This window comes from Psychrobacter sp. CX90 (assembly GCF_057396305.2).
This window is the reverse complement of sequence record NZ_CM182008.1, coordinates 1295106-1316672: the sequence shown is the minus strand read 5'-3', so window position 1 is coordinate 1316672 and position 21567 is coordinate 1295106. Positions and strand designations below refer to the sequence as shown.

Genomic DNA, 21567 nt, shown 5'->3' with positions numbered 1-21567 from the left:
TCTTATCTTAAGAATAGCTTTTTTATAAGCTAATAGGCTTTGTTTGAGTATTCTGATTTTAAAAATTAAACGTTATTCTAGATCTAGATGTTATTTTCGATCATTTTCATTATGAGTCTATTATGAGCAAAAATCAGTTTTATTTAAAACATAATTTACTCAATGGGACTCCGTCAACTTTAGTCTCATACAATAAAACTACCATTGGTCTACACACCACTAAAGCATTTGTTTTGTTTACTCTAAGACAGCTATCTAAGGTTATAGCGGTTTCTACTTTAATATGTTTAGGATCAGGATGCGCAGCAGCAATGTCCGCACATGCTGCTGCTCCGTCTTCATTAATAGAACCAAGAATGCCTGATTTATTACCAATTGCAACTATTACCTCTGACGCTGATGTTTCTTGTGATGAGTCATGTGATGATATAGATGCAGTAGTTGATGAGGATGCATTCAGTTCTGAAGAACCTATAGATACTGATATACTACAAGATGATAGGTCAAATGATGATCAAGAATTAGATAATCAGAAACTAGATAAGCAAAAGTCAGAAACGCAAAGAGATCAGTTGAAAGTCTCTCAATTAAAACTAACACCAGATGCTGTTCCTCTCAATGCAATATCACCGAAAACAATTGCAACCTTTGTTGAGGTAATAGACATTATTCGTCACGATTATTTCAAACCCGTAAACGATGAAGCTTTATTTCAACATGCTATCCGAGGTATGCTGGAGAAGCTTGATCCTCATGCTGAATATCTGACCCCTGCAAAGTTTGAAAAGTTGCGTAGCTTTACTGATGGAGAAATTGGACAAGTTGGCTTGAGCGCCAAGTTTGATACTTTAAATAAAGTTTGGGTTATAGACAAAGTGTTACCGAGATCATCTGCTAAAGAATCTGGTCTTAAAATAGGGCAGAAACTGTTGCGTATCAAGGAAGTTAAGCTGACTGAAGACATGCGTTCTCAAGATATTGAGCAGTTGCTAGCGGGTATTGCAGGTTCTCAAGTTCCAGTCACGGTGGTTGATGATCAGGGTATTAAGAGGGATATCGTTTTGCAACGTAACTTATCTCAAATTAATAAGCTTACTGTCGATATCAAAAATGGTATAGCTATCGTCAAATTGCCTATATTTCAAAATAGCTCTAGAACACAACTCATTGATGCCCTGCGTGAGAAAGGAGTACCTATCACTGGTGTAATCATAGATGTACGTAATAATCCAGGTGGTGTATTGTCCTCGGCTATTGATATTGCAAGTTTGTTTGTGGCGGATAAAAATTTGATTCAAGTTAGAAATCGTGCTAACAATAATCAGGTTATTAGCGCAAGGGGTACTCCTTTTTTATCAGATCTTCCTATAATTATCTTGCAAAATAAATATACAGCCTCAGCGGCAGAAGTATTATCAAGCAGCTTACAAACCAATAAGCTCGCAAAGATTATTGGTGAACGAAGTTTTGGTAAAGGAACCGTTCAAGAGGTTGTTCCTTTAAAGTCGGGCGGGGGATTGAAGTTGACAGTTGCTGAATACCGTAGTGCCACTGGCGGTATTATTGATGGATTTGGTGTCCAGCCAGATATTACTTTAGTGAGTAATGGGCAGGATTGGATTGATCAGGCAATTTCTATTATATTATCTTCAGAACGTCCTATAGGTATAAAATTTGATGACAATAAGGGCCCTATTTCAATTGCTAATGACTATTAATTCATTTATAACATACTGGACTAGTCAATATTGCCATCCCTAGATTCGTCAATTTTTAACTTTTGCATTCTATAACGTAGTGATCTAAATGAGGTTTTAAGAAGCTCTGCTGCCTTAGTTTTATTCCAGTTGGTTTGGTTTAGAGCGATAATAATAAGTTCACGTTCTTTATTAAGTAGATAAGACTCGAGACCATCCTCTGGCAGTTCAGCAAAAGAGTGATTATCAATAGAGCTGGATGATTCGTCATTAATCACTTGATCTTTTTTATTATTTGATAGATTCAGCTTATTGTCAGGGTTTTGAGCTGAGGATTTACTATTAATATTCAATACTCTATTTTTAAGACTCTTTGAAAATGATATACCCGAGCTGTATGAAATACCGCTGAATTTATTATTACTTTCTTTAACTGCTAAATTAGGTGCCAATTTTGGCAATGTAGATGTGCCTTGGCTTGATTTGTTATTTGATTTAGGAGGAGATGTAACTTCTGGGGGGGAGTTATCTAACTCATTAGATTGTTGAGTTAGGAATTTAGATAATGAATGGCTCTGTTTAGAAGGTAATAAGCCTAAATGCTCAGCTTTAATTAAATTGGAGTCTGTTAAAGTAACCGCACGTTCTAGAATGTTGCGCAATTGACGCACATTTCCGTCGTATTGGATTTTGGTAAGAGAATTGATGGCCTGATCGCTTAAACTAAATTTATCTGGTATCTTCCACTCATTAGCTATATCGTCTAAAAAGAAGTTTGCTAATTCTTTAATATCCTCTTCACGCTCATTAAGTGTTGGCAGTTTTAACTCAATAACATTAATTCTATAATAAAGATCCTGACGAAACTTCCCTTCTTGGACCAATTGATCTAAGTTTTTATGCGTTGCAGATAATATTCTTACATCAACAGGGTTCTCCTGAGTGTCACCAATGGCTCGCACATTCTTCTCTTGAATAGCGCGCAATAGTTTTACTTGCATGGAAAGCGGTAGGTCAGCTACTTCATCTAGAAATAAGGTACCACCATCTGCTTGTTGAAATAGCCCTTTTTTATCAGAATTCGCCCCAGTAAAACTGCCTTTTTTATGTCCAAAAAACTCCGATTCCATCAGCTCTGAAGGAATAGCCCCGCAATTAATTGGAACAAAATTGCCTTCACGTCGAGGGCTTAGATCATGAATTAATTGAGCCACCACTTCCTTCCCAGTTCCTGACTTACCCCATAGAAATACAGGAGCTTGAGAACGAGCGAGTTTAACAATTGTTTTTTTCAAGTTTTTCATCACAATTGATTGGCCAATTAGCCTTTTGTCTAGAAGCTGTTGAGTAAGATCAATCTCATCAGTGGTCTTTAAAGATAAATCATTATTATCAAGTGCTACTTTTAGCGTTTGTCCCACCAACTGCCTAAGCCTTGGCAGCTCTAAAGGTTTGTTGACAAAGTCAAAAGCACCATATTTTAATGCTTCAATGGCTAAATCCATGTTGCCATGCGCTGTTATGACTGCAATGGGCATTTTGCTCCCTTGTTGATTTAACTCTTTAACCAAGTCAATACCTGAGCCATCAGGAAGTCTCAAGTCTGTTAAACAAAAATCATATTTTTTGTCTGCTAACAAACGACGAGCTGAAGATAAGTTATATGCTACATCTGCATCAATATTCATTTTTCTGAGAGTAATTTGCATTAAACGGCATAAATCTACTTCATCATCAACTATTAAAGCAGTATTAGTCATATTGCGGCTCACATAAAAATAAAAGGGGCTGGGTGTTTAGCTTAAGTCCAGCGTGGTAGTACTGATATATTGGACATTATAATTTATGTCATTCGTCTTCTATAACCCTAGGTATTAGTAACCTAAAACAGGTATCAGGATGATCTTGCACATAAACGAGTCTAGAATTATTAGCTAAAGCGAAAGACTGAGATAGATATAATCCCAAGCCAGTACCATCAGAATCTGTCGTAAAGAAAGGATTGAATAAGTCAAGTTGGTCACTTTCAGCGACGCCTTCTCCACTATCTATAATATCGATTATAACATCGTTGTCATTGTAATCGGTTTCAATTTTAATATGAGCATTGGAATCAATTTTTCGGCTAAAACGTAGGCCATTATTGATTAAATTTACTAAAATTTGCTCTAATTGACGTTTATCGAAGTTAACCTTTTGATCACATGATGTAGTGATTACTACGTCCTTACTGTCAAAGTTGTCTTGAACAAATTCTTCTAACCAGTTTGATAGCATAAATGTTATTTGATCGGGTTTATCTTGCTTCGACAGTTTAAGAACATCTTCAATGATTTGATTAACCCGTTTGGTTTGATTATAAATCATTCTATATAATTCTATATCTGATTCATCGAGCATATGAGTGGCTAATTTTCTATCAATATTTGCGTCAACATTTATGTTCTCTTGGTGTTCATTAAGTGTCTCAGCATCTTCAATGAGCAACTGGCTCGCCTGAGATATCGCCGCTAAAGGATTACGAATTTCATGAGCAATGCTGGCTGTCAACTGACCAAGAGATGCAAGTTTTAATTGTTGGGCGTTTGTTTGTTCACGATGTATATCTTCGATAATTACCAACAAGCTTCCTTCTTCTAAAGGTGTTGTAGTAAAGCGAAGTTGTGAAGTTTTTAGAGTACTCTGCGAAAGTTCATAATTAAAAGTAGCCTGAGTTTTTCGGGTTACTTTTGTAAGCCATTCAAGTAGTTTTGGATGCAGCAGATTAATCTGCTGCATAAAAACAAAGGCTGAGTATTTATCGTTATTAAGTTTCCTGACGATATCCTTGGGTAAATTTAAATTTAATAGAGTTAATGTGGACCTATTTGTAAGTTGCAGGATTAAATCCTTATTAAATACCATAACCCCATGTGTCATATTACTGATCACTTGCCTGTTAATAATGTTCAGCTTAGCAACCTCTGTTGCTTGTTCATTAGCAATTTTTTCTATACGTGCTAAACGCTGCGATACAAACCAACTCAAATACCCAACGGCTACAAAAGTTAATGATATTAATAAAGCATCTCCTATATCAGTTAATCCCATTGTATTGGTAATGGCATATAAAAAATTTTGATAAATAACAAATATAATAGCCATTAATGTAATGATGACTGACTGATAAGGAGGAAGAATTATAAAACTGGCACTAACAACTACCAGATATAACATAATGAGCTGTATGTCAGGGGCACCAGTAGTATATAAAAGTAGGCTGATGATAATGACATCAAAAGTTAAACCAATCCCCAGTTGTCTCACTATCTGTCGAGGTATAAAGTAATATAAAGTCAATAATAAGAGGCTAAAAAAACAGTAAAACAAAAGGGTTATTTGTTGCAAAAAGGAAGGTAGGTTTAGGGTTGACGCTACTGTGATTTTATTAAAAGTGAGTGCATAACTAGATAAAAAAAGGAACAAACTAATGATGACACGGTAGGTATTGTAAATGAGTCCCATTTTTCGGAGCTGAAGAAAAGGCAATTGAGTTTGATTATGCTCCTTTTTTAACTTATCGATGAACCCATTTAGCATTAAAATATTCCAGTTTTGTTGACTAATCTTAAAAGAGGGGAATCTTGGAGATACTAAACAATATAAACAATTGAGTGCTGAAAAATAAATCAGTATTTGTTGTACTGAGCTAAAATTAAGGCGTAATTAACCCATGGCGCATGGCAAGATGCGTTAATTTCACATCACTATCAACGCCTACTTTCTCAAAAATACGGTAGCGATAAGTATTTACTGTTTTTACGCTGACAAATAGTTGATCAGCTATTTGTTGTGGACTTTGACAGTTAACCACCATCATCGCAACTTGCTTTTCACGTTCACTTAATCGTTCGAAAGGAGATTCTTCTTTATCGGTTAATAACATATCTGCTAATTGTTCTGCAACATCACTACTAAAGTACTTTCCACCTTGATATAGTTTTTTTATTGCCTTTATCATATCTTCAAGCGGTGTGCCTTTAGTAATGTAACCATTAACACCTGCTTTTAATAACATCGAGGGATAAGGTTGAGTCGATACACTGCTTACTGCAAGAATTTTAACCGAGTTATTAAAGTGTCTTATCCGCTTGGTTGTTTCAACACCACCAATATTGGGCATGTTGACATCCAGTAATATCACATCTGGGATCGTAGATTTGACCATTTTAATTGCCTGCTCACCACTATCTGCTTCACCAATGACTTCAATGTCAGTATCATCAGCTAACATGCGACTGATACCCATTCTAACTAAGTCATGATCATCGACAACTAATACTTTAATCATATGTATTTATCCAGACTTGTCTAAAAATTAATGAACCTCGAATTTGTTACGGTATCGTAAACCTTATGTTGTTAATTGACAATATACCTTAGTATCCTTTACGACTCATAATTATTTACTTAACGATAAGACTCAATGATGATATTATAAATATAAAACAAGTTACGCTATATTTCATTAGTAATACGTTATTTATAGTTTTGAGAGTTATTCATTACCAGTTTTACATATGTTACATCTACATAATTATGTATATAAAACTGATAGGTTCTTTTGTTTTTGATGATAACGAGTAATCTATAGGTATAGGAACTGTTTAAAACGTATTTATTTTTCTAAGATTTAATTTTAACGCTTCTATCGGGATGCCTCATGAACTTAAAAATATCATTTAAAAACACCCTCATTTTTTCATCTATCATTATAGGGTTAGGTTCGGTATCATCTTTGTCCAATGCGGCTCTGACTATTTCTGAACAGGGTAAAGATGGCGCAGCTAAAATCAGTTGGGGTGGGGCCGATGGCTTATCCCAAGCGCGAACTATAATGTATTCTAATAAGAAGAGTTCGTATGGTAGCACACCATCATTTACTCCTAATCATTATAGTTCAAGTTCAAGCTATTATGACACCCTACCTATTTCTACTAGGTCAAGTGGTGTTTTAGTCATGGATGTTGAAACCAACAAGCCTTTATATTCTAAAAATGCTGATATTGCCAGACCTATTGCTTCAATTACTAAGTTAATGACTGCCATGGTAGTTTTAGACGCTGGTCTAGATATGCGCGAAGAGATTATTTTAGAGCCTATTGATTTCGTTGGTCCTAAACGTGCTAGTTCAAGACTGAAGTCTGGCGATAGGATGAACCGTGCAGAGTTATTATTAATGACACTGATGAAATCTGAGAACCCAGCGGCTAAGTCTCTTGCTCGTAATTATCCAGGTGGGTACGATGCCTTTATGCGTGCTATGAATCGTAAGGCTCAATCGTTAGGGATGAGTAGTGCATTTTTTGGTGATCCAACAGGTCTTGATAAACGTAATGTTGCCTCTCCCATTGACTTAGTTAAGATGGTTAAAGCAGCTGGTGATTACGAAGTTATTCGCAGGTTTTCTACCACCAAAGATTACGATTTTTTTGTAGCAAATTACTCTGCAGGTAATCGTACTTATCCGGCACGTAATACAAGTTATTTAGTTCGCAGTGGCAGCTATCCAATAGGTATCTCAAAAACAGGTTTCATTAACGAGGCAGGCAGATGTGTCGTTATGGAAACACGGGTGAATAATCGTCCAGCAGTCATTGTTATTTTAGGGGCTAACTCGTCTTCTACTCGTTGGAATGATGCAGAGACCATTTTAAATGGTTTGGCTTTACGTCGATCTATTTAAACGTGTTGTATTTTCAACAATAGGTTTTTTGCTTATTTATTAAGAAGTTGTATACAAAAAAGATTGTTCTAGTGACAATCTTTTTTTGTATACAACTATTTTTAAAACATTAAGACTTATGAGGCATGCTTAATGCATAACGTTGCATAAGGCACGGCCTTTAGTCTCTGGTCTTCAATCTCTTCACCGCATACCTCACATTCGCCATAATTACCACTCTCTATACGGCTTAAAGCTGCGTTGACATAAGTTAAGCCCTGTTTGGCCTCTAGCAACAAAGTTTTGCGCATTTCATTATCGCGCATGGATATTGCTTGGTCATCCCAATGTTCATTTAATTCATCTTGCGGGTTATGAATATGATCCTCAATTTTAGCAATTCGAGTACTATACTCATCTTTAAGTGTTAAAAGTTGTTGTTTAATCTCAGTAAAATCTCTGTTCATGGTAACTCTCCAAAATCAAAACTCTCATATTAAAGAGAAAGGGTGTAAGAGGCTAAATGTATTTAATACAATGATAACATTTATTAAGTGATATAGCTTTTCAGGTGCCACTATTTGAATAGCTTATTTTTTCATTTTAATTTGCTTTATATACGCTCCCGAAAAGATAGACAGTCATAAAAAGTTAAGCGATAAACTGAAAATAAATATACTTACACATAAAAGTGGTTATCTTAAAAGATATATAACATTTAGCATTGTGCTTTAAATTCCTTTATTTCTAACTTTAAAGCCTATAATTAAAAGGTAGCAGATTTAGATAAGGCTTTTTATCGGGTAATAACGCCTTTAGTAAATATGAAGCTATATTTATTAGTAATACAGTATTTAATAAGGTAATACCGAGTTTACTAATTCTTATAAAAACAACTGAATGGCTCTAAAGGTTGGAAATTTAGATTGTCCGTTGTCTAATATGCTAAAATTTGACGTATTTAGTTACATATTACTTCCTTTTAACAATGATAAATATTAGAGGATATAAACATGAAGTTTGCCAGAATGAAAGATGAAGATCTAAAGGGTAAAACAGTTTTGATTCGTGAAGATCTCAACGTGCCTATTCAAAATGGCAAAATCACTAATGATGCACGCTTGCAATCAAGTTTACCCACTATTCGACTGGCGCTAGAAAAAGGAGCGGCTGTCATTGTTTGCTCTCATTTAGGAAGACCTACAGAAGGCGAGTATGAAGAGCAGTACTCTTTAAAGCCTGTTGCGGAATATTTATCTGACAAGCTTGGTAAGCAAGTGGAATTAAATAACGATTATTTAAATGAGCGGGTTAATGTAAAAGTCGGTAATGTTGTATTGCTGGAAAATGTTCGTTTCAATAAAGGCGAAAAGAAAAACTGCGAAAAATTATCCCAAAGTTATGCTAGACTTTGTGATGTCTTTGTGATGGATGCCTTTGGCACAGCTCATAGGGCTCAGTCTTCTACTGAAGGCGTTATTAGTGCTGCAGCGCAAGACGGAAAGAAGGTGTGCGCTGGACCACTGCTGACAAATGAACTGGTTGCGCTTGAAAAAGCGTTAAATGAACCAAAAAAGCCATTAGTCGCTATTGTTGGTGGTTCAAAAGTATCTACTAAACTTGATGTATTAATTAGCTTGGCTAAAATTTGCGACCAAATAATTGTGGGTGGTGGTATAGCCAATACTTTTATTGCGGCTAAAGGTCATTCAGTAGGCGCTTCATTGTATGAGCCTGATATGATTGATACTGCCAAGCAAATTATGAACCAAACTGAAGTATTGCTTCCTGAGTATGTGATAGTAGCGGATAAGTCTCAAATTAATTTTGATGATTTTATAGGATCCTTAGAGTCTGCAACACCTTTGAAAAGACGCGTATCTGAGATTGGGAATAATGAAATGATTTTAGATATCGCTGCTGATAGTGCTCAGCATATTTTTGATTCGGTTAAAAACGCAGCAACCATATTATGGAATGGCCCGTTAGGTGTGTTTGAAGTAGAGGCATTTAGTGAGGGAACTCGTAAATTGGCAGAAGCGATTAAAGCAAGTGAGGCCTTCTCGATTGCTGGTGGTGGGGACACCCTAGCAGCCATTCATAAATTCAATGTAGAATATGGGGTAAGTTATATGTCTACAGGCGGTGGTGCATTTTTGGAGTTTGTGGAAGGCAAAACTTTGCCTGCAGTTGCTGCCCTTGTAAGTAATTATAAGTAATTGATAACTATATTAATTTAATAATTATTAACTCGTTCTGTAATATAACTTAACCTAAACTTTCAATTAGTTACTTGTTTTTATAAATGTTTATTTATAGAATTCAATCGTTGTTAATTATCTTTATATGTAAGGAAAAAATATGTTGAAGCGTAACTTTTTAGTAGCAAGTTTAATTGCAGGTACTTTCGCAGTAACTGGCTGTAGCCAGCAAACTGAAGAAGCTGCCGATAAAGGAGCTGTTGAAGAAGCGGCCGAAAATGCAGGCAATGATATTGCTGAAAACGCAGAGAAAGCTGGGGATAATTTAGCTAATGCGGCTGGAGACGCGGCAACGGCCACTGAAAATGTGGCTGCTGATGCTGGTAATGCGGCTAAAAATGTTGGAGAGTCTGCTATAGATGGTGCTAAGACAGCAGGTGCTGTTGTATCTGGTGCAGCCATAAATGCTGGTGAAGCAGTTGCAGAAGGTGCTAATAAAGCAGTCGAAGGTACTGCCAATGCCGTTGGAAACAGTGCAAGTGCGGTTGCCGATGGCGCTAAAAATATTGCAAATAACACCAAAGATAATGTAGATTTACAAGCTGATCCAAAAGTTTCTGAAGCTGTCTCTGAAGACCAACAGTATTAATATTAAATGGTCATAGTTCGGCTTTAATTTTTTGTTGATATAATGCTCGATATTAAGAACCCTAACCTATGTTAGGGTTTTTTTATTTTTGAATATTTAAAATTCATGCTTAACTTGCAGGATTTGTCCTATTCTAGTTAATAATTTTCAGTGTAATATTTGATGTGTTATCGCTTTTTTAATTGTTTATTTAGTTAAAAGGTAAATTCTTAATTATTACAGTATAAATACGAATGTTTGTTATAATCTAACAAACTAAACTTACAGATTAAAAGATAACTATGATCGGAATTATTGAAGGTAGAGTGTGTCATCTTTCTGCACCAGTAACATGTATAATGACTGCGGCTGGGGTAGGGTATGAGGTTGAGTTGCCTTTACCAGCATTTTGTCAACTTCGATTAGAGTCGACTGTCAGTTTATGGACGCATTTACAGGTGCGTGAGGATGCCCAACTTCTTTATGGCTTTTTAGATAAAAGTGAACGTGATGTCTTTCGCCAATTAATACGTATTAATGGAGTTGGTGCAAAAATGGCATTAGCAATGATGTCTTCACTGTCAATTAGTGACCTTAAACATTGCGTTGAATCAGGTAATGAGTTAGCACTTATTAAAGTTCCGGGTATTGGAAAAAAGACAGCACAGCGTTTATTAATAGAACTAAAAGGTAAGTTTGACGGTATTATTAGCGATAGCTTGCTTTCTTTAGACGGCTCATTGACTCATTCTGGACCTTCATCAACAGATACGGAAGGCGTCGTATTAGCAGAAGTTGAGTCTGCATTAATTAGCTTGGGATATCGTGAAAAAGAAGCGCAAAGTGCCATCAGGGCTGCTAGAGAGTTAGGTAATGAAGATATGATACTAGACACGCAAACACTACTTAAATTAACGTTGCAACAATTATCCAGCTATTAATGATGTTTAGCGATTAATTATATATAATAGTTATATTAATAATTAACCATTGCTTAGAACAACTACGCAGTATAAAGGTATCAGTATAAAGGCGTCAGTATAAATTACTCAATACAGGGTCGTAAGCACCTGTAATCTCGTTTAACTATTTCTTAGCAAATAACTTCTTAGCAAACAACCCTAAAACCAAAAGAAACTAAAGCCTAAATTCACATTTCTGAATGAGGCTTTAGTTTTTTATGGAGAGATTTATAATCTGGTTTTAATGACTCTGATTAACTTATCAAGAAGTTGCTCGCTCTCATTACGTGATAAATTTAGAGGGGGTAACAATCGAATGACATGAGTCCCAGTCAGGTTTAATATAAGTTTTTCCTTCTCGCGGGCATCATCAACTAGTGAGCTACAGTCTACATGACTAGGTAAAACCACACCAATCATCATGCCGTAACCGCGCGTTGAAACATCGTAGCCACCTAACTCTTGCTGGACAGATGACTGAATATAATTACCTTCGGTAGTAGCGTTATTCATAATATCTGTGTTGCGTAAGACATCATACACAGTATGTACGACACGGCTACCCAGCGGGCTTCCTCCATAGGTTGATCCATGGTTACCTACTTTAAATAAGCCAGTGGCTTTGCCACTAACCATACAAGCCCCAATAGGGAATCCATTGCCAAGCCCTTTAGCGGTAGATAAGACGTCAGGCTGAGCATTGCTATGTTGGAAAGCAAAAAACTTACCAGTACGTCCATTGCCGGTTTGCACTTCATCTAGCATAAATAACCAATCGTTATTATTGCAAATATCTTGAACCCGTTCCAAATATACGAAACCCTCTGTGGGCGTATTAAGTCCACCCTCGCCCTGAATTGGCTCTAGTAGAACAGCAGTAATTTCATTATGCTCTGCTGCTGCTTTGTTGATTGCCTGTATATCACCAAATGGAACACGAATAAAGTCGTCATCTAAAGTATAAAAGCCTTCTCTCGCTTTTGGATTTGCAGTGGCAGAGACAGAAAGTAAGGTACGACCATGGAAGGAGCGTTCCATCACAATAACCTTTGGTTTTTTATAACCTTTGTTATATCCGTATAATCGTGCCATTTTAAGTGCCGCCTCATTGGCTTCTGCACCACTGTTTGCAAAAAAAACACTGTCCATACCCGCAGCTCTGCAAAGGGCTTCTGCTGCTTTTTCTTGCCATTCGATCTTGAAAAGATTGCTTGTATGAACAAGGGTAGAAGCCTGTTGAGTTATGGCCTCAGTAACCGCTGGATGGCAATGACCTAAGCCACAAACTGCAATACCAGTTAGTGCATCTAAATATGCAGTGTTATTCGCTGTATATAGCCAGCTTCCCTGCCCATGTGAAAAACTTATGGGTTGTGGACTATAGGTTGGCATGATATATGAATGTGATGTTGGCATGATTATCCTAATGTTATAGACAAATTATTAAACAATTTACATTACTCAAGTTCATTGGTAAATGGATCGTTGTGAGCGGGGACACGATAATCTTCATTTGCCCACGCACCCAAGTCAATCAGTTTACACCGCTTACTACAAAATGGCTTATAGTCATTATTATCCCATACTGTGGGTTTTTGACATTGCGGGCATGGATAGGTTTTAGTGGTAGAAATATTATTATTTTGCATACATAACAAATTATTAAAATTAAGTGAGTTTAATTGACTGATATAATGAATAACGCTGGCTAATCTTAGAGTGATTCAACAGTTGAGATTGGATTGCAATTAGATTACATTGACGCAGACATTCAAAAAGATATGGAGAAAAGGTAGCGCTGAATATTTTCAGTTAATAACATGAATCTCCTGCATATATGATTTTTCAATTTAAAATTAAAAGTCAGATATACAGTCTCTATATCTATACGCAGTAGTGTCAATATATCATAGTAAAACGTGCGTCTACATCAACTCATTTACCAATATTAAAAATGAATAAGATCATAAGCCAATAAGTAACGTTATATATTATTTGCACTAACTATTCTACCCATTTAATTAATAGATAAGTATTTTATGCAACTTTTAATACCCTCAAGTTTACAAGCAGGTCTTCAGGACTCTCTTACCCATAATAACTGTAGAGTTTTTAAACCAGATAAATTAAGAGAGCCACGTGACTTTAAACTCCCTAAGTTTGTTAAGCAGCGCCAAGGACACGTTGTTACTATTAATGATGATGCTGGGCCACTTATTAATGAGTTAGATAGCTCTGAGGCATATAGTGCAGAGCGACTCAACAAAGTGAGACCTTTAATTGTTGAGATTGGTGCTGGCAAGGGTATGCATGCATGTCTTTATGCAAAACAGAATCCTGACCATGATATTATAGCGATTGAGCGTACTTTGAATAAGTTTTCTGTGTTTTCAGCGACTACGCAGGCTTTAAAACAAAAAGAGGATATTCAAGACAATTTATTGCCAGTGCATGCTGATGCCATACCGTATTCTGTATTTGCCTTTGCGCCAATGAGTATCGATACATTTTTTCTTCTCTATCCAAATCCGGAGCCTAAAAACGCCAATCAGCAGTGGTTAAATATGCCGTTTTTTGAGTTTTTATTATCACGTCTAAAGCCGAATGGTAAAGTTATATTGGCAAGTAATATTGAAAGTTATATTGAAAATGCTTATAAACAGTCCTGTGATACCTGGCAACTTTATACAACAAAATTTAAAATCCCTAAACACAGTGCAAGAACTCATTTTGAAATTAAATATTTAGCTCGAAATGAAACATGCTGGGAAATCCAAATGATAAAACCTGAGTACTATAGAACTAGATTTGATGGCTGGTATTCTCATTATTTAAGAGGTTTATCGCAGGTAGTTTGAACATGCATTGAGGTCTGAATGTTGTCTGCGCTCAAAAATAATATTCTGGATACGTAAATGGAAGTTTTACCTCATAAAGTTACTGATTTAATAGCTCAAAAAAAAGGTTTAAATAGAGTGGAGTGGATTGATGACTCAAGCCTATTACCCAACAAATCAGGTGTATATGCATTAAAGCTAGCATTATATAGCGCAAAATCAATCGAAGTAGGTGCGCTTGGTGCGATATGTTTTGAGTCCGGTTTTTATTTGTATGTTGGTAGTGCCAAGGGTACAGGCGGATTAGCAGCGCGTATTGGACGTCATTTTAATAGAAGTGACTATAAAAAGAAACGTTGGCATATTGATTATGTGAGAGCAGAAATGACTGTATTAGGTTGCTGGATAATTGAAAATAAACCTTTGAATTTAAATGATACCAAACAAGATATGACTGAAAACGTGCTAGAGTGTGAGCTTGCTCAAGCGTTTATAGATACAGGCTACTTACCCTTTGAAAAAGTTGGAAGCTCTGATTGTAAATGTATAGGGCATCTGATGAAGGTAGCGGATTAAGCGATTTCTAAAGTGTTTATATCCACAACTCATGGATAAAATATAGGTTTTTTCTAGGTAAATCCTCAACTTTGGATGGTATATTGACCTTCAGATACCCATATAGCAAAACACTTGACTACTCACTGGGTACAAATTTACTAATTAAATCTTGAGATTTGGTTCGCGCATCAAGAACAGTCAAGAAAGTATAGGCACCGATAAACTTGCGACTTATAAACATAAACTCTTTTGGTGGGAGACTAAACTCGCGTGACTGTATGGCACTACCAGAGCTTTCTATTAGCCTTTTATGCAAGTCACTGGCTGCCCAGTGATAGTAACCCTTATCAGTAACATGGTCATTAGCAGTATTATCTAGTAGAGTAGGTGCTCTGAATGGTTCTGTCGCTAGTAAGAATATGTCTGCCACATTAGATTTAACATCATTGCTCATCGTATCGAAAAACCCATAGCCTGTCATAGAGTCAATCATTCGTTGTTTATCATAGTGATAACCTGCCAGCATTAGATTGCGTGCAATGGTAAGCATTTGATTATCAAACTGGCGCATTGCACCAAAATCTAATAAAACTAACTTGTCTTGTCCGTCTGGTTTACCTTTAGGCTCTGAGCGAATTAAATAATTACCAAAGTTCGGATCCGTCTGCATTTCTCCCCAAATGAAAATTTCATTCAGCATGATATCAATTGCAGCTTTACCTAATTTATCCCGTCGGGTTTGCGATAAACTTTGCAGGTTGGCATCTGTAACTGGCACACCATCCTCAAAGCTTAAACACAGTATTTTATTATTAGAATAGTTCTCTATAACTTCAGGAACGATATAACGCTCATCATCTTTAAGGCGTTCATAAAACCGTTGCGTAGTTGCTGCCTCGGTAATGTAATCAACCTCAACTTTCAAAAGGTCTCTAATTTCAATAAACCAAGCATCAAGTGCTTTGGTCTGAGGCACTGCATTTGTAACAGTTAACAGCCGTTTAAAGAGACTTAAATCTGAGTCAATAGCATCAGCAACACCGGGATACTGGATCTTTAACACCACTTGTTGCTGGGTAGACTTGATGGTAGCGCGGTGTACTTGCGCTAATGATGCTGTTCCAATTGGGGTACGATTGACTTCTAGATCATTTAGCGCATTACCTAACTGAGATTTAAGAGCTTGCTCTACAACAGGCCACGATAAACTGGCAGTACTGTCATTAAGATTATGTAAAGCTTTGGTAATCTCTGGATGTAAAAAGTGCTCACCATACAATGCAAGCATTTGACCAATCTTAACTACTGAGCCCTTGAGCTTACCCAGCTCCTGAGCTAAGTATTCCGCTTGATCCTTCATAAATTCTTGATTACGAGATGCTTTTGCTTCTTTACTTAAAAATAGACCACTAAAGCTATTACCAGCCCAACGTCTACCAATATTTAATGATGTTTTGGCAATAGATAAACGACGATCAAAACGAGATGTTTTTAGCTCATTTATCTCATTATTTAGGGCGTCAAGGTTTGAGTGTTGAGTTGAGCTTGGAGGTGCTGAATTAGCCATGAATAACCCATAATAAAATTAACACAGTGTGGGTTGAAGGTATGTCGATAAGGCGATGAGTGATACCAAATTTATTTGAATTCATCAACTTCATTATATCCACATTTTATCGTGTTTGCTTTCACTTTATCGTTATGACGATGTTCGGAACTAGCATACCACCTTAGCGACAGTATGCAAAAGAGTGAGTAATGTGAGTGTTATTAGTCTCGTTTTATGGCTCTATAACCGATATCACGACGATAGTGTGCCCCCTCAAAACTAATAGCAGCAGCACCTTGTAGAGCAGCTTGCTGTGCCTGTGAAATTGAATCGCCTAAAGCAGTGACGCACAGTACACGTCCTCCATTAGTTACCACATGATCCTCTTCATATTTAGTACCAGCATGAAATACTTTGACGCTATTATTGTTGTCTAAAGACGGTAAGCCTGTTATGACATCACCTTTTGATGAACTTTCTGGATATCCTTTTGAAGCGAGAACAATACCCAATGCAGCACGGCTATCCCATTCTGCCTTATTCGGTAACTTACCCTCAATACCTTTTTGAATAAGTTGAACCAATGAAGATTGAAGGCGCATCATAATGGGCTGAGTTTCAGGGTCACCAAAGCGACAATTAAACTCAATAACATACGGGTCATTATTTTCATCAATCATAAGACCAGCATACAAAAATCCAGTATAAGGATGACCTGCATTTTTCATTGCTTGAACGACTGGCTCAATCACTTGCGTCATCACTTTTTCATGTACTTCGTCAGTAACTACGGGGGCAGGGGAATAAGCGCCCATACCGCCAGTATTTGGGCCAGTATCGCCTTCGCCAATTCGCTTATGGTCTTGGCTAGTCGCCATAGGTAAGATATTCTCTCCATCAATCATACAGATGAAGCTGGCTTCTTCACCCTGTAAGAACTGTTCAATAACGACACGGTTACCTGCCTCTCCGAACTTGTTATCACCCAACATATCTTCAATAGCGCTATGTGCCTGCTCAATTGTTTCGGCTACAATAACTCCTTTTCCAGCCGCTAAGCCATCAGCTTTTACTACAATAGGTGCACCATTTTTAGTAACATAGGCTTTTGCAGCTTCAATATCGGTAAAGGCTTGGTATTTAGCAGTAGGAATATTATTAGCTTGCATGAATTCTTTAGCAAAGGTCTTTGAACCTTCTAGTTGTGCACAATACGCTGTTGGCCCCCATGTGGCAATGTTTGCTTTAGTGCAGTCATCAACTAATCCTGCCACCAAGGGCGCTTCAGGGCCGACAATTACCAACTCGATGGTGTTTTTTTGACAAAATCTGATTATCTCATCATGTTTGGTGGTATCAAGGTCAATATTTTGACATTTTGGTTCTTGCTCAGTACCAGCATTGCCATTGGCAACATAGACTGTATCGACGTGTGCATCTTTAGCGCATTGCCATGCTAAAGCATGCTCACGACCCCCTGAACCAATAATTAAAATATTCATAGATATCCTTTGTTAGCTTAATGTTTTATGTGGTTGATGGATAATAGGTCGTTGAATTTGATATGTCGTTAAATGGAGTGTTAGACGTAGTTCTAAATGGCTATTGTTTTAAATAGCTATCGGTTTTAGTAGCCACTAAAGTCTAACCGCCATCCATATTTAAGCAGAAATTCAGCCATTTTATCAAAATATCCCCAACAGGGGCAGTTTTCTTACTCTGTTATTTGAAATTAAAATTTAATTTATTTAAAAGACGTCACATAAATAATATGGAGTTTTTTTCAATAGCCAGCATATTATATAGTCAACTATTGAATACATGTTGTCGATTTAAAGGTTATAAAGACAAGATTATAAAAATTCGCACAACCATCATCAGGCTGACATTAAATACAATATTAAAGGAGAAAACTGTGCCCAAGGTTTTAATCGCTATTGGTATTTTTCTAATTGTTATTGGCATTATTTGGACAATGTTTCCAAGTGCTTTATCTTGGTTTGGTAAGTTACCGGGAGATATTCGTTATGAAACAGGTAATACCCGAATATACTTTCCGATTGTGACTATGATCGTCGTGAGCATCGTTCTAAGTGTACTGCTTAATCTATTTAATCGTTAACCCAAGTCCTAAAGCTTCCTCAATCGACTAACTATTTATCCTTTATCAATGACATCTGCCAGAGGTATGGCTAAGCCTATGATGAGTAAAGCGTATGCATATCGAGATAATAACACGCCTTAAATTTGTCCTAATTATAACTCTCTATGCTTCACTTATATTCCACAACGGCATGAGATTATCCAGCATAAAATAATGTCTTATAGGGTAGGTTATGCTATATTATTGCGCTTCCCATTTTTTTGTGTCCCTACATAGCTTTTAATTAATGTGTGATGTATTAGCAAAGGGTTACAAGTATTTTATTTTCCTTACTTTCAGTCTATAAGCTGTAAACTTAATATTTAAGACAGATGCCATGAAAGATATGATTGTTTTAGACCAAGTATATAAAAAATTTCAGACTCAAAAAGATGGCAAACTTCATTGGTTTACAGCTGTCGAACCCATTTCTCTACACATTAAGCAGGGGGAGATATTTGGTTTAATGGGGTACTCCGGTGCGGGTAAATCAACCTTACTACGCTTAATGAATCTGCTTGAACGCCCAGATGGCGGTACTGTCATTATTGATGACGAGGTATTAACTGACTTAAATGCCAAGCAGCTGCGTATTGCTCGTCATAATGTGGGTATGATTTTTCAGCAATTCAATCTAATGTCTAACCTGACAGTATTTGAGAATGTTGCTTTTAATCTAAAAGTATCTGGCTATGCAAAAGATAATATTTATCAGCGGGTTATGGAATGTTTGGAAATCGTCAACTTAACCGATAGAACCAATCATTATCCGGGCCAGTTGTCTGGAGGGCAAAAGCAGCGAGTGGGTATTGCCCGTGCTATAGCGCCAAATCCCAAAGTGTTATTAGCTGATGAGCCAACCAGTGCGCTTGACCCCGACACCACCCGTGCCCTTCTTACTACCCTTAAAGAAGTTAATCAAAGGCTAGGCGTAACTATCGTTATAGTGACGCATGAAATGAGCGTTATTCGTCGTATTTGTAATCGTGCAGCGTTATTACATGACGGGCATTTACTAGAAGTGGCTGATATTGTTGACGGTCAAATTATCGCAAACACTGAAATTGGCAATGGCCTAGTTCAGGAGGACTAAAAATGTTAGCAATGACTTTTAATGATGCTAGTGCTCGCTTATGGGAACTGCGCAGAGAGATTTGGCAGGCGACTATCGATACCTTTGTCATGTTAGGTATTTCTACCACAGCGGCCATTACTATTGGCGGTCTATTCGGTATTTTTTTGTTTTTAACCAGCGATAGGCAGCTGTTACAAAACAAATCACTATATGGTGTTTTAGGTGGTATTACCAACTTTATGCGCGCCTTTCCATTCGTTATTTTGATGATTGCGATGAGTCCTTTCACAAAGTCACTTATTGGCACCAGTATTGGGCCAGTTGCCGCTTCGTTGGTATTGGCTATTGCTGGGTCTTTTTACTTTGCTAGATTAGTTGAGCAAAACTTACGTGAAGTTCCACGCGGCATTGTTGAGGCTAGTGAATCCATGGGTGCCAGCCCGTTGACTATTATCAAGGTATTATTAACCGAAGCGCGTTCAGGATTAGTCTTGTCTATCACGATACTTTGTATTAGTTTACTTTCTTACTCTGCTGCAGCTGGTATGATTGGTGGTGGCGGCTTGGGCGACTTAGCTATTCGTTATGGCTACTACCGTTATCAAACAGAAGTCATGATATTTATCGTGATTATGTTATCTATTATGGTTATTGCAATTCAAGGTATTGGTAACCTGTTAGCGACAAGATTGGACAAGCGTTAGTTGAGTGGTTCGGGGAGGCTGACAGTGAATTTAACTCATAATAAGCTCTAAATTTTTCATGATAATTAGTCAAATGAATAGTTTACTATGATGTACCCAATATGACAGTGCTAATGTCATTTATCTACTACAGTATCAAATTATCACAGTATTAAATTATTTAGTGATTGAGTTTTAAATTATTTTTTAAATTAAAGGAACACGGTATGAAATTAACAGATATTCGTAATAACGTCTTAGCTGCAGCAACGGTAGCGGGAATTTCAGGTTTGATGTTAATGGGCTGTAGCAATAATACAGCAGAGGAAAATACATCAGCTAATGCATCTGCAGCGCAAGAAAAAACCACTATTGTCATTGGCACTACTGAAGGCGACTTTGCCGATATGGTTCGTGATGAAGTAAAAAGTGAATTAGAATCTCAGGGTTATAAGGTAAAGTTAACAACATTTACTGACTATGTTCGTCCTAACTTAGCGCTGGCTGAAGGTGATTTGGATATTAATATCTTCCAGCATAAGCCCTATCTTGATACTTTCAAAGCAGAAAACAATCTAGATTTGGTAGAAGTATTCCAAGTGCCAACGGCTCCTTTGGGAATTTATACTGGTAAAAAAACCAGTTTAGATCAGACATATGATGGTATGAAAGTATCTGCGCCTAATGATCCGAGTAACTTTGCTCGTGCGTTAGTAATGATGAGTGATTTAGGCTGGATTACTTTAAAAGACGGTGTTGACCCATTAACCGCTTCTAAATCTGACATTGCTACTAACCCTATGAACATTGATATTATTGAGTTAGAAGCGGCTCAGTTACCGCGTGCCCGTGATGAAGTTGATTTCGCTGTTATTAATGGCAACTATGCAACTGATGCAGGTATTAAGTTGACGGATGCTTTATATCAAGAAGAAAGCTTTGCCTATGTCAATTGGTCTGCTATTCGTACTGAAGATAAAGATGCAAAATGGGTAAAAGACGTTACTGAAGCTTATAATTCAGATAGTTTCAAAAAGTATGCTCACGAAACTTTCCCAGGCTATAAATACCCAGCAATATGGGAAGAGAAGGCGGAAACAGCAGTACAATAATCACTTAGAACCTGTATTCATAAGCTAAAGTTAGGATGTTTTTAGAATAAAATGAGACGATACGAGACAAAATTGGGTTGAATGGGTTGAAATAGTCATTCCATTGAATCCTAATTTAACGAAGTAGTGGCTTATTCTAGGCAAAAATAGCCAATTGTAGATTGTGAGTACAGGTGTCTTACCTCGACTATACTGTGTTAAAAACGCTCAAGTTGCTTCCCATTAGTGACTTTGAGCGTTTTTTGCTCTATCTAATATTTGCTTTATCTAATAGTTACTTTCTTAGTATTTAGTCCATTAGTGTTTAGATTACAGATTAAGGTGCTATGACGGTTGAAGATTTAATTAAGATAGTAACGAGCTAAATTAACGAACTGAATAACGAGCTAAATTAACGAACTGAATTAAATAGTATCGA

The 21567-nt window shown here is 36.9% G+C and carries 19 protein-coding genes; 11 read left to right on the top strand and 8 right to left on the bottom strand.

Going from position 1 to position 21567, the window contains the following annotated elements:
* Positions 1-122: 122 nt before the first annotated feature.
* Positions 123-1718, top strand: a complete 1596-nt coding sequence (locus AC2SLN_RS05150; RefSeq protein ID WP_486548493.1) for a S41 family peptidase — start codon at positions 123-125, stop codon at positions 1716-1718.
* A 20-nt stretch (positions 1719-1738) separates the two neighbouring features.
* Here the strand turns inward: AC2SLN_RS05150 and AC2SLN_RS05145 are convergent, their stop codons facing one another.
* From AC2SLN_RS05145 to AC2SLN_RS05135, 3 genes are all read right to left on the bottom strand, one after another.
* Positions 1739-3457, bottom strand: a complete 1719-nt coding sequence (locus AC2SLN_RS05145; RefSeq protein ID WP_486548492.1) for a sigma 54-interacting transcriptional regulator — start codon at positions 3455-3457, stop codon at positions 1739-1741.
* An 88-nt stretch (positions 3458-3545) separates the two neighbouring features.
* Positions 3546-5276, bottom strand: a complete 1731-nt coding sequence (locus AC2SLN_RS05140) for a sensor histidine kinase (RefSeq protein ID WP_486548491.1) — start codon at positions 5274-5276, stop codon at positions 3546-3548.
* A gap of 115 nt (positions 5277-5391) precedes the next feature.
* A complete protein-coding gene (locus AC2SLN_RS05135; protein ID WP_486530932.1) occupies positions 5392-6027 on the bottom strand; it encodes a response regulator in 636 nt (211 codons plus the stop codon).
* A 372-nt stretch (positions 6028-6399) separates the two neighbouring features.
* Here AC2SLN_RS05135 and AC2SLN_RS05130 point away from each other — a divergent pair, with 372 nt between their 5' ends.
* Positions 6400-7422, top strand: coding sequence for a serine hydrolase (locus tag AC2SLN_RS05130; protein ID WP_486548490.1), 1023 nt, complete (start codon positions 6400-6402; stop codon positions 7420-7422).
* 116 nt (positions 7423-7538) lie between these two features.
* Here AC2SLN_RS05130 and AC2SLN_RS05125 read toward each other — a convergent pair whose 3' ends face one another.
* Positions 7539-7868 carry a TraR/DksA family transcriptional regulator gene (locus tag AC2SLN_RS05125; RefSeq protein WP_486548489.1) on the bottom strand — a complete coding sequence of 110 codons (330 nt, stop codon included), beginning with the start codon at positions 7866-7868 and terminating at the stop codon, positions 7539-7541.
* Positions 7869-8414: 546 nt separating this feature from the next.
* On the opposite strand from AC2SLN_RS05125, the gene AC2SLN_RS05120 reads away from it, so the two are divergent.
* The 3 genes from AC2SLN_RS05120 to ruvA all read left to right on the top strand — a co-directional run bounded on the left by AC2SLN_RS05120 (position 8415) and on the right by ruvA (position 11171).
* Positions 8415-9620 carry a phosphoglycerate kinase gene (locus AC2SLN_RS05120; protein WP_486548488.1) on the top strand — a complete coding sequence of 402 codons (1206 nt, stop codon included), beginning with the start codon at positions 8415-8417 and terminating at the stop codon, positions 9618-9620.
* Positions 9621-9762: 142 nt separating this feature from the next.
* Positions 9763-10251, top strand: a complete 489-nt coding sequence (locus AC2SLN_RS05115; protein ID WP_486548487.1) for a hypothetical protein — start codon at positions 9763-9765, stop codon at positions 10249-10251.
* 281 nt (positions 10252-10532) lie between these two features.
* A complete protein-coding gene (ruvA, locus tag AC2SLN_RS05110) occupies positions 10533-11171 on the top strand; it encodes a Holliday junction branch migration protein RuvA (protein ID WP_486548486.1) in 639 nt (212 codons plus the stop codon).
* 249 nt (positions 11172-11420) lie between these two features.
* On the opposite strand, the gene AC2SLN_RS05105 is transcribed toward ruvA, so the two are convergent.
* Positions 11421-12608, bottom strand: a complete 1188-nt coding sequence (locus AC2SLN_RS05105) for an aspartate aminotransferase family protein (RefSeq protein ID WP_486548485.1) — start codon at positions 12606-12608, stop codon at positions 11421-11423.
* 41 nt (positions 12609-12649) lie between these two features.
* Positions 12650-12841, bottom strand: a complete 192-nt coding sequence (locus AC2SLN_RS05100) for a DNA gyrase inhibitor YacG (RefSeq protein WP_486548484.1) — start codon at positions 12839-12841, stop codon at positions 12650-12652.
* A 390-nt stretch (positions 12842-13231) separates the two neighbouring features.
* Here AC2SLN_RS05100 and AC2SLN_RS05095 point away from each other — a divergent pair, with 390 nt between their 5' ends.
* Both AC2SLN_RS05095 and AC2SLN_RS05090 read left to right on the top strand, forming a co-directional pair.
* Complete coding sequence (locus tag AC2SLN_RS05095; RefSeq protein ID WP_486548483.1) at positions 13232-14050, top strand: class I SAM-dependent methyltransferase; 819 nt, start codon at positions 13232-13234, stop codon at positions 14048-14050.
* 57 nt (positions 14051-14107) lie between these two features.
* Positions 14108-14605: a GIY-YIG nuclease family protein gene (locus tag AC2SLN_RS05090; protein WP_486548482.1), complete on the top strand. Its 498-nt coding sequence runs from the start codon at positions 14108-14110 to the stop codon at positions 14603-14605.
* Positions 14606-14723: 118 nt separating this feature from the next.
* Here the strand turns inward: AC2SLN_RS05090 and AC2SLN_RS05085 are convergent, their stop codons facing one another.
* Positions 14724-16154, bottom strand: coding sequence for an ABC1 kinase family protein (locus AC2SLN_RS05085; RefSeq protein WP_486548481.1), 1431 nt, complete (start codon positions 16152-16154; stop codon positions 14724-14726).
* Between the two features lie 203 nt (positions 16155-16357).
* The gene (gene purD, locus AC2SLN_RS05080) at positions 16358-17638 is read right to left on the bottom strand and encodes a phosphoribosylamine--glycine ligase (RefSeq protein WP_486548480.1); all 1281 of its coding nucleotides are present in this window, start codon (positions 17636-17638) and stop codon (positions 16358-16360) included.
* Between the two features lie 413 nt (positions 17639-18051).
* On the opposite strand from purD, the gene AC2SLN_RS05075 reads away from it, so the two are divergent.
* From AC2SLN_RS05075 to AC2SLN_RS05060, 4 genes are all read left to right on the top strand, one after another.
* Positions 18052-18258 (top strand): DUF2905 domain-containing protein, encoded by a 207-nt coding sequence (locus AC2SLN_RS05075; protein ID WP_486530920.1) that lies wholly within the window; start codon positions 18052-18054, stop codon positions 18256-18258.
* A gap of 358 nt (positions 18259-18616) precedes the next feature.
* Positions 18617-19372, top strand: coding sequence for a methionine ABC transporter ATP-binding protein (locus AC2SLN_RS05070; RefSeq protein ID WP_486530919.1), 756 nt, complete (start codon positions 18617-18619; stop codon positions 19370-19372).
* 2 nt (positions 19373-19374) lie between these two features.
* Positions 19375-20058 (top strand): methionine ABC transporter permease, encoded by a 684-nt coding sequence (locus AC2SLN_RS05065; RefSeq protein ID WP_486530918.1) that lies wholly within the window; start codon positions 19375-19377, stop codon positions 20056-20058.
* Positions 20059-20264: 206 nt separating this feature from the next.
* Positions 20265-21149: a MetQ/NlpA family ABC transporter substrate-binding protein gene (locus tag AC2SLN_RS05060; protein ID WP_486548479.1), complete on the top strand. Its 885-nt coding sequence runs from the start codon at positions 20265-20267 to the stop codon at positions 21147-21149.
* Positions 21150-21567 lie beyond the last annotated feature (418 nt).